Origin of the sequence: Streptomyces sp. Inha503, assembly GCF_047215865.1 — a bacterium.
GTDB lineage: Bacteria > Actinomycetota > Actinomycetes > Streptomycetales > Streptomycetaceae > Streptomyces > Streptomyces lycopersici.
The window spans coordinates 8,269,743-8,290,503 of sequence record NZ_CP178360.1; the positions used below are offsets into that span (position 1 = coordinate 8,269,743).

Sequence of the window (20,761 nt, forward strand, 5' to 3'; positions counted from 1 at the left end):
GATCAAGCTGTGTTCGCCCTTCGCTGTGTACGGCGTGGCCCGCTGGCTGGTGCCGTCACCTGACCCGGTTTTATCCGTGGACCGCGCCGCTCAGCGCCCATCCAGCCGCGCGTCTCCGAGCTGGGCGGTCGGCACGGCCCGGCTGAGCAAGCCCAGTCAGGCCGGGGAGACGCCGCTGCCGTATCGCCGGGACTTCAGGCAATCCCACTGGCCGTTCCCCTCGTCAGCACTCGATGACGTTCACCGCGAGCCCGCCCCGCGCCGTCTCCTTGTACTTGACCTTCATATCCGCGCCCGTCTGCTTCATCGTCTTGATGACCTTGTCGAGCGAGACATGGTGGCGGCCGTCGCCGCGCAGGGCCATCCTCGCGGCGGTGACCGCCTTGACCGAGGCCATGCCGTTGCGCTCGATGCAGGGGATCTGGACCAGCCCGCCGATCGGGTCGCAGGTGAGGCCGAGGTTGTGTTCCATGCCGATCTCGGCGGCGTTCTCCACCTGTTCCGGGGAGCCGCCGAGAACCTCGGCGAGGCCGCCGGCGGCCATGGAGCAGGCGGAGCCGACCTCGCCCTGGCAGCCGACCTCGGCGCCGGAGATCGAGGCGTTCTCCTTGAAGAGCATGCCGATGGCGCCCGCGGCGAGGAGGAAGCGGATGACGCCCTCCTCGTCGGCGCCCGGGACGAAGCGGGTGTAGTAGTGCAGGACGGCGGGGATGATGCCCGCCGCGCCGTTGGTGGGGGCGGTGACCACGCGGCCGCCCGCCGCGTTCTCCTCGTTGACCGCCATGGCGTAGAGGGTGATCCACTCCATGGCACGGGCGCCCGGGTCGCCCTCGGAGCGCAGGGCGCGGGCGGCGGTGGCGGCGCGGCGGCGGACCTTGAGGCCGCCGGGCAGGATGCCCTCCTGAGACATGCCGCGGGCCACGCACGCCTCCATGACCTGCCAGATCTCCAGCAGCCCGGCCCGGATCTCCGGCTCCGTGCGCCACGCCTTCTCGTTCTCCAGCATCAGGGCCGAGATGGACAGGCCCGTCTCCTGGGAGCGCCGCAGCAGCTCGTCGCCGGTGCGGAAGGGGTGGGTGAGGACGGTGTCGTCGAGCTTGATGCGGTCCTCGCCGACCGCGTCCTCGTCCACCACGAAGCCGCCGCCGACCGAGTAGTACGTCTTCTCCAGCAGCGGATGGCCCTCGGCGTCGTACGCGCACAGCGTCATGCCGTTGGCGTGGTACGGCAGTGAGCGGCGGCGGTGCAGGATCAGCTGGGCCGAGTCGTCGAAGTCGATCTCGTGGCCGGGGCCGATCTCGGCGCCGAGCAGCCGCAGCCGCTTGGTGGTGCGGATGCGCTCCACCTCGCCGTCGGCCGTCTCGACGTCGACGGTGCGTGGGGAGTTGCCCTCCAGGCCCAGCAGCACGGCCTTCGGGGTGCCGTGGCCATGACCGGTGGCGCCCAGCGAGCCGAAGAGCTCGGCGCGGACGGACGCGGTGTGGGCCAGCAGACCCTCGTTCTTCAGCCGGCGGACGAACATCCGCGCGGCCCGCATCGGGCCGACGGTGTGCGAACTGGACGGGCCGATGCCGATCGAGAAGAGGTCGAATACGGAAATGGCCACCGGGTGACTCCTTCGTCTGCACGCCGGGGGAAGCGTGTGCCCGCCGGGGAAGCGCGCGGGCCGTGCGTGGGGTGGTGCGGGTCGGTGCGGGGTCGGTGCGGGGTCGGTGCGGGTGGTGTGTGGGGTGGTGCGGGTCGATGCGGGTGGTGCGTGCGGGTGGTGCGGTGGGGGCGCGCCTGGGCGGGCGCGCCCCCGGGTCCGCGTTACTCCGGGTTGCTCGGGTCGCTCCGGCTCACTTGGACAGATGCGCGTACAGCGGGTGCTTGTCGGCCAGGGCGCTGACCCGGGCCTTCAGCGCCTCCGCGTCGTACGACGGCTTCAGCGTCTCCGCGATCACGTCGGCGACCTCGCGGAAGTCCTCCGCGGTGAAGCCGCGCGTGGCCAGCGCCGGGGTGCCGATCCGCAGGCCCGAGGTGACCATCGGGGGCCGCGGGTCGTTCGGGATCGCGTTGCGGTTGACCGTGATGCCGACCTCGTGCAGCCGGTCCTCGGCCTGCCGCCCGTCCAGCTCGGAGTCGCGCAGATCGACCAGGACCAGATGGACATCGGTGCCGCCGGAGAGGACGGCGACGCCCACCTCCCGCACATCGTCCTGGGACAGGCGCTCGGCTAGGATCCTGGCGCCCTCCAGCGTGCGCTCCTGGCGCTCCTTGAACGCCGGGCTCGCCGCGACCTTGAAGGACACCGCCTTCGCCGCGATCACATGCTCCAGCGGACCGCCCTGCTGGCCCGGGAAGACCGCCGAGTTGATCTTCTTGGCCAGGTCGGCGGTGGAGAGAATCACGCCACCGCGCGGACCGCCCAGGGTCTTGTGCGTGGTGGTGGTCACCACATGGGCGTGCGGTACGGGCGAGGGGTGCAGCCCGGCCGCCACCAGACCCGCGAAGTGGGCCATGTCGACCATCAGGTACGCGCCGACCTCGTCCGCGATCCGGCGGAAGGCGGCGAAGTCCAGCTGGCGCGGGTACGCCGACCAGCCCGCGATCACCAGCTTGGGGCGGTGCTCCTTGGCCAGCCGCTCGACCTCGTCCATGTCGACCAGACCGGTCTCGGCGTCCACGTGGTAGGGCACCACGTTGTAGAGCTTGCCGGAGAAGTTGATCTTCATGCCGTGGGTCAGATGGCCGCCGTGCGCCAGGTTCAGCCCCAGGATGGTGTCGCCGGGGGAGAGCAGGGCGAACATCGCGGCCGCGTTGGCCTGGGCGCCCGAGTGCGGCTGGACGTTGGCGGCCTCGGCGCCGAAGAGCTCCTTGACCCGGTCGATGGCGATCTGCTCGACCACGTCGACGTGCTCACAGCCGCCGTAGTAGCGGCGGCCGGGGTAGCCCTCGGCGTACTTGTTGGTCAGGACCGAGCCCTGGGCCTCCATGACCGCCGACGGAGCGAAGTTCTCCGAGGCGATCATCTCCAGGGTGGACTGCTGGCGGTGGAGTTCGGCGTCGACAGCAGCGGCGACGTCCGGGTCGAGCTCGTGCAGGGAGCTGTTGAGAAGCGACATCGAGGGTCCCGATCGAATAAGGAGGGTCAGTTTTCGGCGAAGGCGGTGTACTCGTCGGCGGAGAGCAGGTCCTCCGGCTCGCTCGTCACCCTCACCTTGAACAGCCAGCCGCCCTCGAAGGGGGCGGAGTTCACCAGCGCCGGATCGTTCACCACGTCCTCGTTGATCTCGGTGACCTCACCGGAGACCGGCGAGTACAGATCGCTGACCGACTTGGTGGACTCCAGCTCACCGCAGGTGTCACCGGCGGAGACCGTGGAGCCGACGTCCGGGAGCTGGACATAGACGACGTCGCCGAGCGCGTTGGCCGCGAATTCGGTGATGCCGATCGTCGACACGCCGTCCTCGCCGGCGGCCGACAGCCACTCGTGCTCCTTGCTGTACCGCAGCTGCTGGGGGTTGCTCATGGTCCGATTCTCCTGGATACGGGGGAGTGCTTGGGAAACGGGTCTTAGCTGGTGGGATGCGGCGCTGAGGGATACGGCGCCGGGGGGACGCGATGGGCCGGGCCCACTCGGCGCCCGCGCTTGCGGAAGCTCAGCGCTCGCGCTTGTAGAAGGGGAGAGCCACGACCTCGTACGGCTCCCGAGTGCCCCGGATGTCCACGAAGACCCCCTCGGTGCCGGGCTTCGCGTACTCCACGTCCACGTACGCCATCGCGATCGGCCTGCCCAGCGTCGGCGAGGGCGCGCCCGAGGTGACCTGGCCGATCGATGAGCCGTCGGCGGCCACCACGGCGTATCCGGCGCGCGGCACCCGGCGGCCTGAAGCGATCAGGCCGACCAGGGTGCGCGGGGTGACGGTGTCCGCCTGGCGGGACGCGGCCTCCAGGGCCTCGCGGCCGACGAAGCCGCCCGGCTTGTCGAACTTCACCACGCGGCCGAGCCCCGCGTCGAAGGGGGTGGTGTCGGTGGTCAGCTCATGCCCGTACAGCGGCATGCCCGCCTCGAGGCGCAGGGTGTCCCGGCAGGAGAGCCCGCAGGGCACCAGGCCCACCGGGGCCCCCGCCTCGGTCAGCGCCTCCCACACCCGCTCGGCGTCGTCCGGCGCCAGGAACAGCTCGAAGCCGTCCTCACCCGTGTAGCCGGTGCGGGCGATCAGGGCGGGGGCGCCCGCGACGGTGCCCGGCAGCCCGGCGTAGTACTTCAGCCCGTCCAGGTCGGCGTCGGTCAGGCGCTTCAGGATCCCCGCGGACTCGGGCCCCTGGACGGCGAGCAGCGCGTAGGCGTCGCGGTCGTCCCTTACGGTCGCCTCGAAACCGCCGGCCCGCTCGGTCAGCGCGTCCAGCACCACCTGGGCGTTGGCGGCGTTGGCCACGACCAGGAACTCCTCGTCCCCGAGGCGGTAGACGATCAGGTCGTCCAGGATGCCGCCCTCGGCGTCGCAGATCATGGTGTAGCGGGCGCGGCCCACGGCGAGCGCGGACAGCCGGCCGACCAGCGCGTGGTCCAGGGCGTCCCCGGCCCGCGGACCGATGAGAGAGATCTCACCCATGTGGGAGAGGTCGAAGAGCCCGGCGCGGGTGCGTACCGCGGTGTGCTCGTCGCGCTCGCTGCCGTAGCGCAGCGGCATGTCCCAGCCGGCGAAGTCGGTCATGGTGGCGCCGAGCGCGCGGTGCCGCGCGTCCAGCGCGGTACGGCGTGGGGAAGGCGGGGCGTCGGTCACGATTCAGGCTCCAGAGGTCGGGGTCGCGCGACGGCGAGGACGGACGACAAGGACGCGTGCGTCCTCCCCATCTGTCATCGGAACCTGAGAGGTTCGCCGTGACGCCCGTAAGGGGCCCGGTTTGCACCTTGGGTGGAGCCGCGCCCGCGCGGCCCGCTTTTCAGATCTGCCTCGTCCGCGCGGTATCGGGGCCTGAGAGATTCAAGGGAGGACTTGCTCCTTCGGCGCCCTGGACACCCGGCACGGATGCCGATGACCAAGGACTCTCCCGCGCGGATTCAAGCGGCCGGTATGGAGTTGCGCGGACATCATCGCATGTATGGCCGAGAAGGGAAGCCCCGATCCGACCGGGCTCCGGCCGCCCGGCCAGGGGCAGCCTTGCCCGACATTACCTTTTCTTGACACTCTGCGGGTACGAGCAGCGTTGACCGACCTGGGAGGACGATCACGGTGCATGGGCAGGGAACGTACGCGACAACACAGAGGCTCCTGCCGGCGCGGCGTGGGCGCACCCCCTCCGGGTCGACGGCCCGCCCCGGCCGAAGAAGCGCGGTGCACGGGAGAAGCGCGGTGCACGATCTGCGCGCCGGGGCGGAGGGTGGTGACGGCGCGGGCCCGCGTGAGCTGCGGTTTCCGGCAGGGGACGTGCTGGTCGCCTCCGGGCTGCCGGGCAGCGGCAAGAGCACCCTGATCAACCGGACGGTGCCGCTCCTGGACGAGACGGGCGCGGTCGTGATCAGGGTGGACTCGCAGAACACCCGGGAGGCGTGGGAGCGCCGGCTGCCCGGCTGGCTGCCGTACGCGCTCTACCGCCCACTGGTCCGGTACGCCCACTACGCGGGGCTGCGCCGGGCGCTGCGCTCGGGCGTGAGCGTCGTGGTGCACGACTGCGGCGCGCTGCCGTGGGTCCGCCGCTGGCTGGCCCGGGACGTGCGGCGCCGGGGCCGGGGTCTCCACATGGTGCTGCTGGACGTGGGCGCCACGGAGGCGCTGGAGGGCCAGGCCGCCCGTGGCCGCGGGGTCTCCGCCTACGCCTTCGGGCGGCATCTGCGCGCGATGCGGCGGCTGATCACCGGGATGGAGGAGGGGCGGCCGCCGCGGGGGTGCGCGTCGGCGGTGCTGCTGGACCGGCGAGGCGCGAGCGCGCTGCGCTGCATCTCCTTCGAGTGATCACGTCTCTCCCTTGAGCGGTCGATGAGCGGTCGATGAGTGGCCGAAAATCGACCATCGGCATCACACAGCGTGATGAGGGCGGGTCCGGGCGAGGTGGGGAAGTGCTGTGGAGATCGCCGCCGACCCCTCCGGCCCCGGGCCGCCCAGCGGTTAGGGTGCTTCGGGCAGGTCGGACGAGATGGCGGTTGGACGAAGATGAGCTTCCCGGAGCAGTACGGAGTGGCCCCGGCGCACGGAGGATTCCCGGACGGCGGATATGCCGCGCATCCGGCGTTTCCCGGCAATGAGCTCGAAGAGGTGATGGCCGCCTCCGTCGACGTCCCCGGCGCCGGAGCGCGCATCGTCGAGACGCTCTCCCGCAGCCACCTCTGGATTCCGCTGCCCAACGGCGGGGGCCCTGGCAGCCCGAGCCTCGATCTGCCCACGATGGAGATCGACGGCGGCGCGTATGTCCCGGTGTTCAGCTCCGAGCAGCAGTTCCTCCAGCTCGTCGGCTCCCATATGTCCTTCACCGTCGCCCCGGCCGTGGAGTTCGCCCGCGGGCTGCCGCCCCAGCTCGGCATCGCGGTGAACCCCGGTGGCGCGGTGGTCGTACCGCTGCCTCCGCCCGCCGTCCGGGAGTTGTGCCGCGCCGGGCGTACCGAGCTCGACGGCCCGGCCAACGGTGGCCGGGTGCGGCTCTTCGAACCGGACTGGCAGGACGAGCCGGTGGACTTCCTGGCCGCCGCCGGGATCGAGTTCGCCAAGGGCACCGGGGTGCGGACCGCCCGGCGCGCCCTGGCCAGCGTCGAGGGCGACGAGCCCGCGCTCTTCGTCGGTGTGCAGCTCGACGAGCCCAGTCCCGAGGGGCAGGCGCGCGCGGTGGAGGCGCTGGGCCGCGCCCTCGGTTCGGTGCCGGTGCCGTGGAAGGTTCAGCTGGTGCTGCTGGACGTGGCGCAGGGCGATCCGGTGGCCGACTGGATGCTGGGACGGGTGCGGCCGTTCTACGACCGTGACCTCTGACTCACCCCTGGGTCCGCTGCCGCGGCCCGTAAGCTGGTTTGATGACCAGGAGGGGTGCGAGCACGCTCCCCGGTGAGGTGTGGGCAAGGCGATGAGAAGGGGCGGACCCAGGTGAGCGCGGGCGCGGATTGGGGGGCGGCGGCCGGCCAGGTTGAGCGAGCGTTGCAGCAGGTCGCTCCCGGCCGGTACGACGCCTACGAGGCGCTGTTGCACGCCATCGGCGAGGGCCAGGTCTGGATGTTGCTGTGGCACGGCGCGCCCGGTTCGCCCGACGCCCAGTACGGGAACATGGACGTGGACGGCCTCGGTTACGCCCCGTGTGTGACCTCCGCGCAGGAACTGGCCGCCAGTGGCTGGAACCGCGCGCATGAGGTGGTCGACGGACGCCTCATCGCCGACTCGCTCTACCGCGACCGCTACGGCCTCTGGCTCAACCCCCACGCCCGCGGCGGCGGAGTGGGCATCCCATGGCCGGATCTGCGCCGGATCGCGGGCGGTCTGGACCGGCTGCCCGCCGGGCCGCTGCGGCTGTCCGAGCCCGCCATCGACATCCCCCAGTTCTACGCCCTGTTGGGGCAGAACGCGCATCGCACCGCCGCGGTGCGGTCGCTGCGGCGCGTCTGGGTGCAGCCCGCGCTGGGCGCCCCGTATCTGGCCATCGGGCTGGATCTGTACGACACCGGTGCCGCGTCGGTGCAGTCGGTGCGGGTGATGATGGAGCAGTCGATCACCGCCGTGCCGGACGGGCTACCGGTCTCCACGGTCGCGCTCTCGGACGAGTACGACCCCGTCGCCATGTGGATGCGGGCCAACGCCAGGCCCTTCTTCGACCGTGACGCCTATGGTGCCACGTCCGCCGCGCCGCCGCCGCCGTCGTACGGCTACGGCTACCCGCCGCCGCGCCCCGCGTACTGAGCCCCCGAGCCCCGCGTACCGAGCCGCCGTGCCCCGCGTATTGAGCTCCCGTGCCCGGCGTACCGAGCTCACGCGCCCCGCGTGCCGAGCCGCCCCGTCCCACCTACTGAGCCACCGCGTCCCACCGCGGCGCACCTCGTACTGAGCCGCGCACCGATTGACGGGATTGCCCGACCGGCCTTCCACCCCTATCGGGCCGAACAGCCCATTACGGGCGTGATGTTACTGCTGCGTTCTCGTGTCGCGACCGTCCGTATAGCGGAGCGGTAGTCCTCACATCACGGTTAGGCATCCATTGCCCGGGAGTACTGGCGGGTGATCACAAACGCGTTGAAGACTCCCGCTCCAAGGGGTGCGGTTCCTGTGTACGACCCCTTCCGAGAAGGTTCCGTACCAGAACGCGACTTTCACCCAGGTTGTGAACGAAGCCGCCACAGCGGCGAGTCGTGGGCCGGTCACCACCGGTCGAGAGGGGTCTCCACCACGATGACGGCACCATTGCACGGCACGAGCACGGACAGCGATCCGGTCGCGACTGCCGATGTAGCGGCGGATGTGGTCAAAGCGTCCGTCGAAGGCAGATCGCTACGGCAGATCGCCTGGTCACGCCTGAAGCGGGACAAGCTCGCACTGACCGGTGGCATCGTTGTCGTCTTCCTCGTACTGGTGGCGATCTTCGCTCCGCTCATCGTGAGTCTGCTCGGGCATCCGCCCAATGAGTTCCACCAGGAGGAGATCGACCCGCTGTTCGGCACCCCGAAGGGATCCCTGGGCGGCATCAGCTCGGACTTCCTCTTCGGCGTGGAGCCGTCCAACGGCCGCGACGTCTTCAGCCGGGTCATCTACGGCGCCCGGATCTCGCTGCTCGTGGCCTTCCTCGCGGCGGTGGTCGCGGTGGTCCTCGGCACCATCTTCGGCATCATCGCCGGGTACTTCGGCGGCTGGGTGGACTCTGTGATCAGCCGGGTGATGGACATGCTGCTGGCCTTCCCGCAGCTGCTCTTCATCATCTCCCTGGTCTCGGTGCTCCCCAACGACCTGCTGGGACTGACCGGCAGCGGGGTGCGGATCGCGATCCTGGTCTCGGTCATCGGCTTCTTCGGCTGGCCGTACGTCGGCCGCATCGTGCGCGGCCAGACGCTGTCGCTGCGCGAGAAGGAGTACGTCGAGGCCGCGCGGAGCCTGGGCGCCGGCCGGCGCTACATCCTCTTCCGTGAGCTGCTGCCCAACCTGGTGGCGCCGATCACCGTCTACACGACGCTGATGATCCCCACCAACATCCTCACCGAGGCCGCGCTCAGCTTCCTCGGCGCGGGTGTGAAGCCGCCCACCGCCTCCTGGGGGCAGATGCTCTCCAAGGCGGTCGGCACCTACGAGGACGATCCGATGTTCATGATCATCCCAGGTGTGGCGATCTTCGTCACGGTGCTGGCCTTCAACCTCTTCGGCGACGGCGTCCGCGACGCCCTGGACCCGAAGGGCACCCGATGACGGTGCGGCACACGGCCGCCCGGTCGTACTCGAACGCAATCAGCAGCCCCTGCCACATCCGGCAGACGGCTCCCCAAGGTATTCCGCGGCGCCATGCTCAGGACCGCTCTAACCCGGAGGTTGCAGCAACTATGAAACGGCTCTCGAGAAGCAGGCGGATCGCCGGAGCGGCGGCTGTCGTCGGCGCTCTGCTGACCACGGCCGCCTGCGGTGGCGGCGGTTCCGACGACGAGGGCTCGGGTGCCGGGTTCAACGCCGCGGTGAAGGGTGTCGCTGCCAAGTCCGCCAAGAAGGGCGGCACCCTCAAGTTCATCAACAAGCAGGAGTTCGACTCCCTCGACCCGCAGCGTCAGTACTACGGGTTCGCCTGGGACTTCTCCCGCTTCTACGCGCGCCAACTGATCTCCTACACGCCGAAGCCGGGCAACGCCGCCAACGAGCTGACCCCGGACCTCGCCACCTCCACCGGCAAGATCACCAACGGTGGCAAGACCTACACCTACACCCTGCGCGACGGGATCACCTGGGAGGACGGCTCCCCGATCACGTCCAAGGACGTCAAGTACGGCATCGAGCGCATCTGGGCCAAGGACGTCGTCTCCGGCGGCCCCGGCTATCTGCGCCAGGTCCTGGACCCCAAGGGCGAGTACAAGGGCCCGTACAAGGACAAGTCCAAGGACAAGCTGGGCCTGAAGGCGATCGAGACGCCGAACGACAAGACCATCGTCTTCAACCTCGCCAAGCCCAACGGTGACTTCGAGCAGATGCTCGCGATGCCGACCGGCTCCCCGGTGAAGGCGGACAAGGACACCGGCGCCAAGTACACCAACCGGCCGTTCTCCTCCGGTCCGTACAAGGTCCAGTCGTACACCCCGGGCAAGAGTCTGTCGCTGGTCCGCAACACCAACTGGAAGAAGGCCTCCGACCCGATCCGCCCGGCCCTGCCGGACAAGGTCTCGGTCACCTTCAACTCCAACCTCGAGGCGATCGACCGGCTGCTGATCAAGGGCGACTACGACGTCTTCCTCAGCGCCACCGGTATGACCCCCTCGGGCCGTAACGACGCCCTCAAGCACAACAAGGGCAACGTCGACAACATCACCACCAGCTTCGTCCGGTACGTCGACTTCACCACCAAGGTCAAGCCGTTCGACAACATCCACTGCCGCAAGGCGGTCATCTACGGCACCGACTACAAGTCGCTCCAGACCACCCGCGGTGGCCCGCAGGCCGGTGGTGAGATCGCCACCAACATGCTCCCCAAGAGCGTGAAGGGCTCGGACAACTACGACCCGTACGGTGTCCTGAAGCGCGGTGGCAAGGCGGACGTGGCCAAGGCCAAGGACGAGCTCAAGCAGTGCGGCAAGCCGGGTGGCTTCTCCACCAGCATCGTGGCCCGCAACGACCAGCCCGCCGAGGTCGACGCCGCCGAGGCGCTCCAGGCGTCGCTGAAGAAGGTCGGCATCAACCTCAACGTGGAGCCGATCCAGGGCAGCACCTCCGCCAGCATCACCGGTTCGCCGTCGGTGATGAAGAAGCGCGGCTACGGCCTGTCCATGACCGGCTGGGGCCCGGACTTCCCCACCGGCCAGGGTTTCTCCCAGCCGCTGATCGACGGCCGCTTCATCGAGCAGACCGGTAACTACAACGTCTCCGAGACCAACAACGCCGAGATCAACAAGTACTTCGACGACGCGCTCAAGGAGACCGACCCCAACAAGGCCGGCGCGATCTACCAGAAGATGAACCACAAGGTCAGCGACCTGGCCGTGCAGATGCCGTTCATCTACGAGAAGAACATCACCTGGCGCAGCTCGCGGCTGACGAACGCCTTCTCGTCGGCGGCCTACAACGGCCGCTACGACTACTCCCAGCTGGGCGTCGTCAAGTGACGGCCGGTCACCCGACCCGCCTCACACGTTAACCATCGCCGCACCCGATAGGCCCGAAGGGCAGGTGATGGCCGCGGGTGGTGGCCCGTGATCCCCTAGACCGGGGTATCACGGGCCACCACCCGGGCCGCGCACAGTGCTTGCTTATCTCATCCGGCGCTTGTTCGCCGTCGTCGTGATGCTGTTGGTCGTCACCCTTACGACCTTCGCCATCTTCTTCGTGATCCCGAAGTGGGCCGGGGCCGATCCCGCGCTGCTGTTCGTCGGCAAGCAGGCCGACCCCGCGGCCATCGAGGGCATCCGGCAGAAGCTCAGCCTCGGTGATCCGGTCCTGGTGCAGTTCTGGCACTTCGTCCAGGGCCTCTTCGCCGGCCGGGACTACGCCAACGGCACGGACGTCACCCACTGCCCGGCGCCCTGCTTCGGCTACTCCTTCCGCACCGAGCAGGCGGTGTGGCCGCAGCTCACCGACGCCATGCCGGTCACCCTCTCGCTCGCCGCGGGCGCCTGTCTGCTGTGGCTGGTGGGCGGCATCACCACCGGTGTCGTCTCCGCGCTGCGCCGGGGCACCCTGTGGGACCGCTCGGCGATGACGGTCGCGCTGGCCGGTGTCTCGCTGCCGATCTACTTCACCGGTCTGCTCTCGCTGGCGATCTTCAGCTACTCGCTGAAGTGGGTCAACGTGGACTACAAGGGGCTCGGTGACGATCCGGCGATGTGGTTCGAGAGCCTGATCCTCCCGTGGATCACGCTCGCCTTCCTCTACGCGGCGATGTACGCCCGGCTCACCCGGGCCACCATGCTGGAGATCATGGGCGAGGACTACATCCGTACCGCCCGCGCCAAGGGTCTGCGGGAGCGGGTGGTCATCGGACGGCACGCGATGCGCTCGACCTGGACCCCGGTCCTCACCCTGCTCGGCCTCGACCTGGGCGCGCTGCTGGGCGGCGCGGTCCTCACCGAGACCACCTACAACCTGCCCGGCCTCGGGCGGCTCGCGGTGAACGCGATCACCGAGAAGGACCTGCCGGTCATCCTCGGCGTCACCCTGATCGCGGCCGTCTTCATCGTGGTCGCCAATCTCGTCGTGGACCTCCTGTACGCCGTCATCGACCCGCGAGTGAGGCTCGGATGACCGACCTGACCAAGCCCTCCGGACAGCCCGGGAACGGCGATCTGCCGGCCACCGGCACCGCCGCCGTGGGCGAGGTGGCCGCGGCGGGCTCGCCCGCCCCCACCGCCTTCCTCGAGGTGCGCGATCTGCACGTCCACTTCCCGACCGACGACGGTCTGGTGAAGTCCGTGGACGGGCTCAGCTTCCGGCTGGAGAAGGGCAAGACGCTCGGCATCGTCGGCGAGTCCGGCTCCGGCAAGTCCGTCACCTCGCTCGGCATCATGGGGCTGCACACCGCGGGCCAGTACGGCCGCCGCAAGGCGCGGATCTCCGGTGAGATCTGGCTCAACGGCCAGGAGCTGCTGGGCGCCGACCCCGACGAGGTGCGCAAGCTGCGCGGCCGCGAGATGTCGATGATCTTCCAGGATCCGCTGTCCGCGCTGCACCCGTACTACACGATCGGCCGTCAGATCGTCGAGGCGTACCGGGTGCACCACGAGGTCACCAAGGAGGTGGCCCGCAAGCGCGCGATCGAGCTGCTGGACCGTGTCGGCATCCCGCAGCCCGACAAGCGGGTGGACAGCTATCCGCACGAGTTCTCCGGCGGGATGCGCCAGCGCGCCATGATCGCGATGGCGCTGGTCAACAACCCCGAGCTGCTGATCGCCGACGAGCCGACCACCGCATTGGACGTCACCGTCCAGGCGCAGATCCTCGACCTCATCCGGGACCTCCAGAAGGAGTTCGGCTCCGCGGTCATCATCATCACCCACGACCTGGGCGTGGTCGCCGAGCTCGCCGACGATCTGCTGGTGATGTACGGCGGCCGCTGTGTCGAGCGCGGCCCGGCCGAGAAGGTCTTCTACGAGCCCCAGCACCCGTACACCTGGGGGCTGCTGGGCTCGATGCCCCGTATCGACCGCGACCAGACCGAGCGGCTCATCCCGGTCAAGGGCTCCCCGCCCAGCCTCATCAACGTGCCGTCCGGCTGCGCCTTCCACCCGCGCTGCCCGTACGCCGATGTGCCGAAGGACAACATCACCCGCACCGAGCGGCCGGAGCTCACCGAGGCCGGGGGCGGCGGGCACTTCTCCGCGTGCCATATGACGCAGGAGGAGCGCACCCGGATCTGGACCGAAGAGATTGCGCCGAAGCTGTGACCGACACGAAGGATCCGAAGATGACGGTCCCGGAGAAGGCGACGACGTCGCCCGAGCCCCTGCTCAAGGTGTCGGGTCTGGTCAAGCACTTCCCCATCAAGAAGGGGCTGCTCCAGCGGCAGTCCGGTGCGGTCCAGGCGGTCGACGGGCTCGACTTCGACGTCCGGCCGGGGGAGACCCTGGGCGTGGTGGGCGAGTCGGGCTGCGGCAAGTCCACCATGGGGCGGCTGGTCACCCGGCTGCTCGAACCCACCTCGGGCAAGATCGAGTTCGAGGGCAAGGACATCACGCATCTCAACACCGCCCAGATGCGGCCGATGCGGCGCGACGTCCAGATGATCTTCCAGGACCCGTACTCCTCGCTGAACCCCCGGCACACCGTGGGCGCGATCGTCAGCGCGCCCTTCCGGCTCCAGGGCGTCACCCCCGAGGGCGGGATCAAGGCGGAGGTCCAGCGGCTGCTGGCGCTGGTCGGGCTCAACCCCGAGCACTACAACCGCTATCCGCACGAGTTCTCCGGCGGTCAGCGGCAGCGCATCGGCATCGCCCGGGCGCTGGCCCTCAAGCCCAAGCTGGTCGTGGCCGACGAGCCGGTCTCGGCGCTGGATGTGTCGATCCAGGCGCAGGTGGTCAACCTGCTGGACGACCTCCAGGACGAGCTGGGCCTGACGTATGTGATCATCGCGCACGACCTGTCGGTCATCCGCCATGTCTCGGACCGGATCGCGGTGATGTACCTGGGGAAGATCGTGGAGCTGGCGGACCGCAAGGACCTCTACGAGCGCCCCATGCACCCGTACACCAAGGCGCTGCTGTCCGCGGTGCCGGTGCCGGACCCCAGGCGGCGCGCCAAGCGGGAGCGGATCCTGCTCAAGGGCGATGTGCCCTCGCCGATCGCCCCGCCCTCCGGCTGCCGCTTCCACACCCGGTGCTGGAAGGCGACCGAGGTGTGCAAGCAGCAGGAGCCGCCGCTGGTGTCGCTGGCCACCGGCCACCAGGTGGCCTGCCACCACCCGGAATCTGTGTCTGATGTGCAGCTACCGCCGCGTGGGCCTGACCAGAAGCCGGATGCCGAGTCGGCACAGAAGGTGACGAAGAAGACCGAAAGCTGAGACGGGACGGGGCCTGGACGGGACCGTGGGTGTCCGCGGATAACAATGTCGCGTGCCCATCGAACTGTTCACCCCGTCCGTCCAGCACGCCCTGGAAGTCGCCGGGATCTTCGTCTTCGCGATATCCGGCGCCCTGCTCGCCGTCCGGAAGAACTTCGATGTCTTCGGTATGGCGGTGCTCGCCGAGGTCACCGCGCTGGGCGGTGGTGTCTTCCGTGATCTGGTGATCGGCGCGGTGCCGCCCATCGCCTTCACCGACCTCGGCTACTTCCTCACCCCACTCGTCGCCACCGCCCTCGTCTTCTTCCTCCACCCCGAGGTCGAGCGGATCACGGCGGCGGTGGGGGTCTTCGACGCGGCCGGGCTGGGGCTGTTCTGCGTCGAGGGCACGATGAAGGCGCATGACTTCGGGCTCGGCCTCACCTCGTCCGTCACCCTCGGCATGGCCACGGCGGTCGGCGGCGGTGTGCTCCGCGACCTCCTCGCCCATGAGGTGCCCTCGCTGCTGCGCTGGGACCGGGACCTGTACGCCGTCCCGGCCATCGTCGGCTCCTCGGCAGCGGCGCTGCTGCTCCATTTCGACGCCCTTACGGCGGCCACGAGTGCGCTCGCGGCCGCCATCGCGTTCGCGGTGCGGCTGGCGGCGATGCGGTTCGGCTGGCGGGCGCCGAGGGCGTGGAACCGGCGCAGTACGGCGACGGAGGAGCCCTGAGAGGCTCGTTCCTTCTCGCCTTCATCCCCTTGCGGTTATATATCCGGGTGGTTATGTTGGGGCTCATGGCCATACCGTTCGATGTGCTCGCGGAGCCGAGTCGACGGCAGATCCTGGACCTCCTGCTGGAGCGGCCCCGCCTGGTCGGCGAGCTGACCGAGCACCTGGGGCTCACCCAGCCGGGCACCTCCAAGCACCTGCGGGTGCTGCGCGAGGCCGGTCTGGTGCGGGTCCGCCGGGACGCCCAGCGCCGCTGGTACGAGCTCTGCCCGGAGCCGCTCGCCGAGGTGGACGCCTGGCTGGCGCCGTACCGCCGGCTGTGGACCGACCGTCTCGACGCGCTCGAACGACACCTGGACACGATGCCGGAGCTCCCCGGGACGACCGGCGAACCCGAGCCACCCGAGCCACCACCCGAGCCGCGCGACGCACGCGACGCATCCCCCGACGCACCCGACGGAGAAGCGCCATGAAAGACACCCTCGCCCAGTCCGACGGCGGCCGCTCGGCCCTGCGCCTCGAGCGCCGGCTCGCCCATCCCCCGGAGAAGGTCTGGCGTGCGCTGACCGAGCCCGCCCAGCTCGCCCACTGGTTCCCCTCCGAGGTCCAGGTGGAGCTGAAGGCCGGGGGCAGGATGGGCTTCGTCTTCCCCGGGCGCGAGGGCCCGGACATGGACGGCGTCGTCACCGAGCTCGACCCGCCCCATGTCTTCGCCTTCACCTGGGGCGAGGACGAGCTCCGCTGGGAGCTGCGCCCCGAGGGCGACGGCTCCGTGCTGACCCTCACCCACACCTTCGGCGACCGCTTCGGCGCGGCCAGCTTCGCCTCCGGCTGGCACGCCTGCATCACGGGGCTCGCGGCCCTGCTCGGCGGCGAGGAGGTCGCCCACGGCGACATGGCCGAGCTGCACGAGCAGTACGTCGAGGCGTTCGGGCTCGCCGAGGGCACGGTGGAGACCGCCGAGGACGGCGGCTGGCGGCTGCGCTTCGAGCGCCAGCTGGTACGCCCCGCCGAGACGGCATGGCGGGCGCTGACCGGCCCGGCCGCCGAAACCACCGCCGACACCACCGCCGACACCACCGCCGAACCGGCGGCCGGGGCGCCGGTCCCCCCGGGCTTCCGCACGGACGCGGTCCCGGCGGGCCCGATCACCGAGGTCCAGTCGCCCCGGGTGCTGGCGTACGAATGGGAGCGCGACGGCCGCCCGGCGGGTACGGTCCGCTGGGAGCTGACCCGGGGCACCGGCCACGGCGCCCGCCTCATCCTCACCCAAACGGGCCCGTCGGCCGCCGACGCGGAACGCACCGAAGCCCAAAAAGCCTGGCGCCACCACATCGCCCTCTTCGCGGCCGAACTCCTCCGAATGAGCACCTGAATCGCGAGCCCGCCCAGCGCTGACACCCAGCCCGTCCGGGGCGAACTTCCAGCCCGTCCGGCGTTTGAGGACCGGGGTCCGGGGCGGAGCCCCGGCGGGGTCTGGGGCGGAGCCCCCCCCACGCGGCGGAGCCGCATATCGTCATGAGCCGGGAAGGGGCGGGGTGGGGAACAACAACCGCCCACCGCCCCGCACCCGCCGACGAGACCTCACCCAAGGAACCCGCTGAGCGCAGCCGTGAGCTCGGCCGGAGCATCCTCCTGCACCAGATGCCCCGCCCCCGAGATCAGCCGAAACCCCGCCCCCGGAATCCGGGAGGCAAGCTCCCGCCCCCGCTCCACCGGAATCCACGCATCATCCGCACCCCAGCAGACCAGCACCGGCAGCCGGATCTCCCCATAGCGCCCCTCGATCTCATCGGTGAAGCGCCGATCGTTCTGCGCGATCTGCCGGTAGAACGCCGCCTGGTCCTCAGGACCGCCGCACCACCCGTCCACGATCCGCTCCAGCACCCGCGGATGCAGCCCGAGGGCGCTCCCCGAGCGGACGTACTCGCGCACCAGCCCCCGATGCACCTCGGGCGACAGCTGCCCGAAGACGTCGTGGTGGGCGCCGATCAGGCGGTACGTGGGGGAGCCCCACGGGGACAGCGCGAGGGCGTTGACCAGCGCCAGCCGCCGGAACCGCGCACCGTGCAGCAGATGCGCGCGCAGGGCGACACATCCGCCGAAGTCATGGGCGACGACGGCCGGTTCCGCCCCCTCCCCGGTCAGCCCCCACTCCTCGAGCAGCTCACCGAAGACCCGGCCCTGGGCGGCCAGCGAGACATCCTGGTCGGCCCGCTTCTCGGAGGCCCCGTAGCCCGGCATGTCCCAGACGAACACCCGGTGCCGGTCGGCCAGCGCACGGGCGACGCCCCGCCACACGTACGACGAGAACGGCGTGCCGTGCAGCAGCACGACCGGCGGCGCGTCCGGTGCGCCGAACGCGGCCCAGCGGACCTCTCCGGAGGAGCTGAGGTAGCTGCGGTCCAGGTTCCACTCGGTCTTCCACTCAGTGCTTGTCATGAGTAAAACCGTAGACACTCCTTACAGTCACTGTCGAGGGGTTACCGCAGGACGATCCGAAGCCGGAGGCGACCAGCAGACGCGACGCCTCGTAGAGACGCCTCGCAGAGACGCCTCGTAGAATCGAGGCCACCATGGTTTATCTCGACCACGCCGCCACCACCCCGATGCTCCCGGAGGCGGTGCAGGCGATGACCGCCCAGCTCGCCGTCACGGGCAACGCCTCCTCGCTGCACGCCGCCGGCCGGCGTGCCCGCCGTACCGTCGAGGAGTCGCGCGAATCCCTGGCCGCCTCGCTGGGCGCCCGCCCGAGCGAGGTCGTCTTCACCGCCGGAGGGACCGAGGCCGACAATCTCGCGGTCAAGGGGCTCTACTGGTCCCGCAGGGACGCCGACCCGGCCCGCGTCCGGCTGCTCGCCAGCCCCGTGGAGCACCACGCCGTGCTCGACGCGGTCGACTGGCTCGCCGAGCACGAGGGCGCGCGGGTCGAATGGCTGCCGGTCGACGCCCTCGGGCGGGTCCACCCCGAGGCGCTGCGCGAGGCGATCGCCCGCGACCCCTCGGATGTCGCCCTCGCCACCGTCATGTGGGCCAACAACGAGATCGGCACCGTCCAGCCGGTCCGTGAACTCGCCGCCACCGCCGCCGAATTCGGGGTTCCGCTGCATGCCGACGCGGTCCAGGCGTTCGGCCAGACCGAGGTCGACTTCGCCGCCTCTGGGCTGGCCGCGATGACCGTCAGCGGCCACAAGATAGGCGGTCCCTACGGCATCGGCGCGCTGCTGCTCGGCCGTGAGCACACCCCCGTGCCGGTGCTGCACGGCGGCGGCCAGGAGCGCCAGGTGCGCTCCGGGACGCTCGACACCCCGGCCATCGCCGCCTTCGCCGTGGCCGGTGCGCACGCCACCGAGCACCGCGAGGAGTTCGCCCGCGAGATCGGCGCCCTGCGCGACGCGCTGATCACCGCCGTCCGTACCGCCGTGCCCGACGCGGTTCTCGGCGGTGACCCCGATCCGGCGGGCCGGCTCCCCGCCAATGCCCACTTCGCCTTTCCCGGCTGCGAGGGCGATTCGCTGCTTCTGCTGCTGGACGCGCAGGGCATCGAATGCTCGACGGGCTCGGCCTGCACGGCCGGTGTCGCGCAGCCCAGCCATGTGGTCCTGGCCACTGGCAGCGACCCCGAGCTGGCCCGGTCCACCCTTCGCTTCTCGTTCGGCCACACCTCGACCAAGGCCGATGTGGAGGCCGTCGCGGAGGCGATCGGCCCGGCGGTGGAACGGGCGCGCGGGGCGGGGCTCAGCTGACGGCCTCGCCGATGGTTCCCGCCCGGACCGCCTCATCCGGTCCCTGCCCGGACCGCCTCATCATAACCATGGAATTCGAATTGTTCCGGCGGCCATTTCACATAACCTACGGAACATCAGTCTCCGCTTGAAATGGCGGAGAGCCGTGGGAAAGGATTTACCCGTCAACGAGACCTGTCATGCGGGATAAGCGCACAGGTTTTCTTCACGGGGAAATCCAGGAGTTCATCGATGTCGCAGCCTTCGCTGCCGCCGCACCACCAGCCGTCGCACCAGCCCCCGCAGCCGCAGGGGGTGCGGCGGCCGCCGTCGCGGGGGTGGCGCTCCAAGCCCGCCCTGAAGCTGATCGCGGGCGGGGTCCTCGCGGCCGCCCTGGTGAGCGGCTGCGGGTCCGGGGATGACGACGGCGGTGAGAGCGGGGGCTCGTCCAAGGGCGCCCAGGCGAAGACGCTGGGCAAGGTCGCCATGCCGAAGGTCGGCAAGGAGGCCAACACCATGGGCACCTGGGTGACGGACTCGACCTTTGTGAAGGGCGACGTCAACAAGCTCGTCGGCTACTCGCTGGACGGCGCCAAGTCCAAGTGGCGGATTCCGCTCGGCGGACAGCTCTGTTGGGCCTCACCGCATATGACCAAGGACGGTCTGACCGCGATCCTGTTCCGGGACGGCGCGGGCGAGGACGCGCTGTGCACCAAGGTCGGCCTCGTCGACCTGAAGAAGGGCAAGCTGGTCTGGCAGAAGGAGGGGTCGGACAGCGAGGGCAACGCCGGGGTGCAGTTCGACGAGGTCACCATCGGCGGTGGCACCGTGGCCGCGGGCGGCACCGGCGGCGGGGGAGCCTGGTCACTCGACGGCAAGCCGCTGTGGAAGCCCGCGTACCTCGCGGACTGCGACGACAACGGCTACGCGGGCGGCGATGACAAGATCGTCGCGATCCGGGGCTGCGACAGCGAGGACTCCAGCACCGAGCGGCTGGAGGTCCAGACGGTCGACCCCAGGACCCGCGATGTGAGGTCGTCCTACAAGCTGGACGAGAAGGTCGAGTACGCGCATGTGATCTCCACCGCGCCGCTCGTCGTGGCCGTCGACACCGGCGACTCGGACGGCGGGTCCGGTGTCACGGACATCCTGACCATCGACGACAGCGGCAAGCAGGGCAAGCTGCTCAGCACGATCGACGTCCTGGCCAAGGGGTACCAGCCCGACTGCGAGGCCACGAACGTGGAGGGCTGCACCCAGCTCGCCCTCGACAAGGCGAGCAGCACCCTCTACCTCTCCTCGGAGGTGGACGTGGACCACGGCGGCCCGGGGGACCGGATCAGCGGCCTGAATCTGAAGACCGGCAAGGAGACCGGGAAGACGAAGATGGCGGAGAGCCGGTCGCTGATCCCCATCCAGACCGATGACGACGGCGCCCTGATCGCCTATCTGGGCTCCATGTACAGCGAGGCCGGCGGGGTCGTGCGGGTCGATCCCAAGACCTTCGCGATGGAGACGCTCCAGACCCACCCGGACGACATGAAGGACGTGGAGTCCGACATGGACACCTATGGCGAGTGCACCATGATCTACAAGGGCAAGAAGCTCTACATCGGCGACAACAAGGCTGCCAGGCCCACCGCCGACAGCGCGGCCCGTCCGCTCGCCGTCGTCTTCGGAGCCTGAGCCGGGTCCG

The 20,761-nt window shown here is 70.1% G+C and carries 18 protein-coding genes and 1 riboswitch; of the genes, 13 read left to right on the forward strand and 5 right to left on the reverse strand.

Annotated features, from left to right (window positions below):
* Positions 1–223: 223 nt before the first annotated feature.
* The 4 genes from ACJX2R_RS35190 to gcvT form a co-directional block, all read right to left on the reverse strand.
* Positions 224–1,606 carry an L-serine ammonia-lyase gene (locus ACJX2R_RS35190; protein ID WP_413103398.1) on the reverse strand — a complete coding sequence of 461 codons (1,383 nt, stop codon included), beginning with the start codon at positions 1,604–1,606 and terminating at the stop codon, positions 224–226.
* 232 nt (positions 1,607–1,838) lie between these two features.
* Complete coding sequence (glyA, locus tag ACJX2R_RS35195; protein ID WP_413103399.1) at positions 1,839–3,104, reverse strand: serine hydroxymethyltransferase; 1,266 nt, start codon at positions 3,102–3,104, stop codon at positions 1,839–1,841.
* 26 nt (positions 3,105–3,130) lie between these two features.
* The gene (gene gcvH / locus ACJX2R_RS35200; RefSeq protein ID WP_262701687.1) at positions 3,131–3,511 is read right to left on the reverse strand and encodes a glycine cleavage system protein GcvH; all 381 of its coding nucleotides are present in this window, start codon (positions 3,509–3,511) and stop codon (positions 3,131–3,133) included.
* A gap of 130 nt (positions 3,512–3,641) precedes the next feature.
* Positions 3,642–4,769 (reverse strand): glycine cleavage system aminomethyltransferase GcvT, encoded by a 1,128-nt coding sequence (gene gcvT, locus ACJX2R_RS35205; RefSeq protein WP_262701688.1) that lies wholly within the window; start codon positions 4,767–4,769, stop codon positions 3,642–3,644.
* A gap of 170 nt (positions 4,770–4,939) precedes the next feature.
* Positions 4,940–5,050: riboswitch (glycine riboswitch) on the reverse strand.
* A gap of 169 nt (positions 5,051–5,219) precedes the next feature.
* Here gcvT and ACJX2R_RS35210 point away from each other — a divergent pair.
* The 11 genes from ACJX2R_RS35210 to ACJX2R_RS35260 all read left to right on the forward strand — a co-directional run bounded on the left by ACJX2R_RS35210 (position 5,220) and on the right by ACJX2R_RS35260 (position 16,715).
* Positions 5,220–5,939 carry an AAA family ATPase gene (locus tag ACJX2R_RS35210; RefSeq protein WP_413103400.1) on the forward strand — a complete coding sequence of 240 codons (720 nt, stop codon included), beginning with the start codon at positions 5,220–5,222 and terminating at the stop codon, positions 5,937–5,939.
* A 198-nt stretch (positions 5,940–6,137) separates the two neighbouring features.
* Entirely contained in the window at positions 6,138–6,944 is an 807-nt protein-coding gene (locus ACJX2R_RS35215) for an enhanced serine sensitivity protein SseB (RefSeq protein ID WP_413103401.1), read from the forward strand.
* A 111-nt stretch (positions 6,945–7,055) separates the two neighbouring features.
* Positions 7,056–7,859, forward strand: a complete 804-nt coding sequence (locus tag ACJX2R_RS35220) for an enhanced serine sensitivity protein SseB C-terminal domain-containing protein (RefSeq protein WP_413103402.1) — start codon at positions 7,056–7,058, stop codon at positions 7,857–7,859.
* 486 nt (positions 7,860–8,345) lie between these two features.
* Positions 8,346–9,350: an ABC transporter permease gene (locus ACJX2R_RS35225; RefSeq protein ID WP_262701691.1), complete on the forward strand. Its 1,005-nt coding sequence runs from the start codon at positions 8,346–8,348 to the stop codon at positions 9,348–9,350.
* A 131-nt stretch (positions 9,351–9,481) separates the two neighbouring features.
* Positions 9,482–11,242, forward strand: a complete 1,761-nt coding sequence (locus tag ACJX2R_RS35230) for an ABC transporter substrate-binding protein (protein WP_413103403.1) — start codon at positions 9,482–9,484, stop codon at positions 11,240–11,242.
* A gap of 136 nt (positions 11,243–11,378) precedes the next feature.
* Positions 11,379–12,377, forward strand: a complete 999-nt coding sequence (locus tag ACJX2R_RS35235) for an ABC transporter permease (RefSeq protein WP_262701693.1) — start codon at positions 11,379–11,381, stop codon at positions 12,375–12,377.
* The gene (locus ACJX2R_RS35240) at positions 12,374–13,516 is read left to right on the forward strand and encodes an ABC transporter ATP-binding protein (protein ID WP_413103404.1); all 1,143 of its coding nucleotides are present in this window, start codon (positions 12,374–12,376) and stop codon (positions 13,514–13,516) included. Before ACJX2R_RS35235 ends, ACJX2R_RS35240 begins: the two co-directional genes overlap by 4 nt.
* 20 nt (positions 13,517–13,536) lie before the next feature.
* Entirely contained in the window at positions 13,537–14,628 is a 1,092-nt protein-coding gene (locus ACJX2R_RS35245; protein ID WP_413103405.1) for an ABC transporter ATP-binding protein, read from the forward strand.
* Between the two features lie 52 nt (positions 14,629–14,680).
* Positions 14,681–15,340, forward strand: a complete 660-nt coding sequence (locus ACJX2R_RS35250; RefSeq protein ID WP_262701697.1) for a trimeric intracellular cation channel family protein — start codon at positions 14,681–14,683, stop codon at positions 15,338–15,340.
* A 65-nt stretch (positions 15,341–15,405) separates the two neighbouring features.
* Entirely contained in the window at positions 15,406–15,813 is a 408-nt protein-coding gene (locus tag ACJX2R_RS35255; RefSeq protein WP_413103406.1) for an ArsR/SmtB family transcription factor, read from the forward strand.
* Positions 15,810–16,715 (forward strand): SRPBCC family protein, encoded by a 906-nt coding sequence (locus ACJX2R_RS35260; protein ID WP_413103407.1) that lies wholly within the window; start codon positions 15,810–15,812, stop codon positions 16,713–16,715. Before ACJX2R_RS35255 ends, ACJX2R_RS35260 begins: the two co-directional genes overlap by 4 nt.
* Before the next feature lie 209 nt (positions 16,716–16,924).
* On the opposite strand, the gene ACJX2R_RS35265 is transcribed toward ACJX2R_RS35260, so the two are convergent.
* A complete protein-coding gene (locus tag ACJX2R_RS35265) occupies positions 16,925–17,782 on the reverse strand; it encodes an alpha/beta fold hydrolase (RefSeq protein ID WP_413103408.1) in 858 nt (285 codons plus the stop codon).
* 134 nt (positions 17,783–17,916) lie between these two features.
* Between ACJX2R_RS35265 and ACJX2R_RS35270 the strand changes: the two genes are divergently transcribed.
* Together ACJX2R_RS35270 and ACJX2R_RS35275 are read left to right on the forward strand one after the other, a co-directional pair.
* Positions 17,917–19,086, forward strand: a complete 1,170-nt coding sequence (locus tag ACJX2R_RS35270; protein ID WP_413103409.1) for a cysteine desulfurase family protein — start codon at positions 17,917–17,919, stop codon at positions 19,084–19,086.
* A gap of 231 nt (positions 19,087–19,317) precedes the next feature.
* A complete protein-coding gene (locus ACJX2R_RS35275) occupies positions 19,318–20,751 on the forward strand; it encodes a hypothetical protein (RefSeq protein ID WP_413103410.1) in 1,434 nt (477 codons plus the stop codon).
* Positions 20,752–20,761 lie beyond the last annotated feature (10 nt).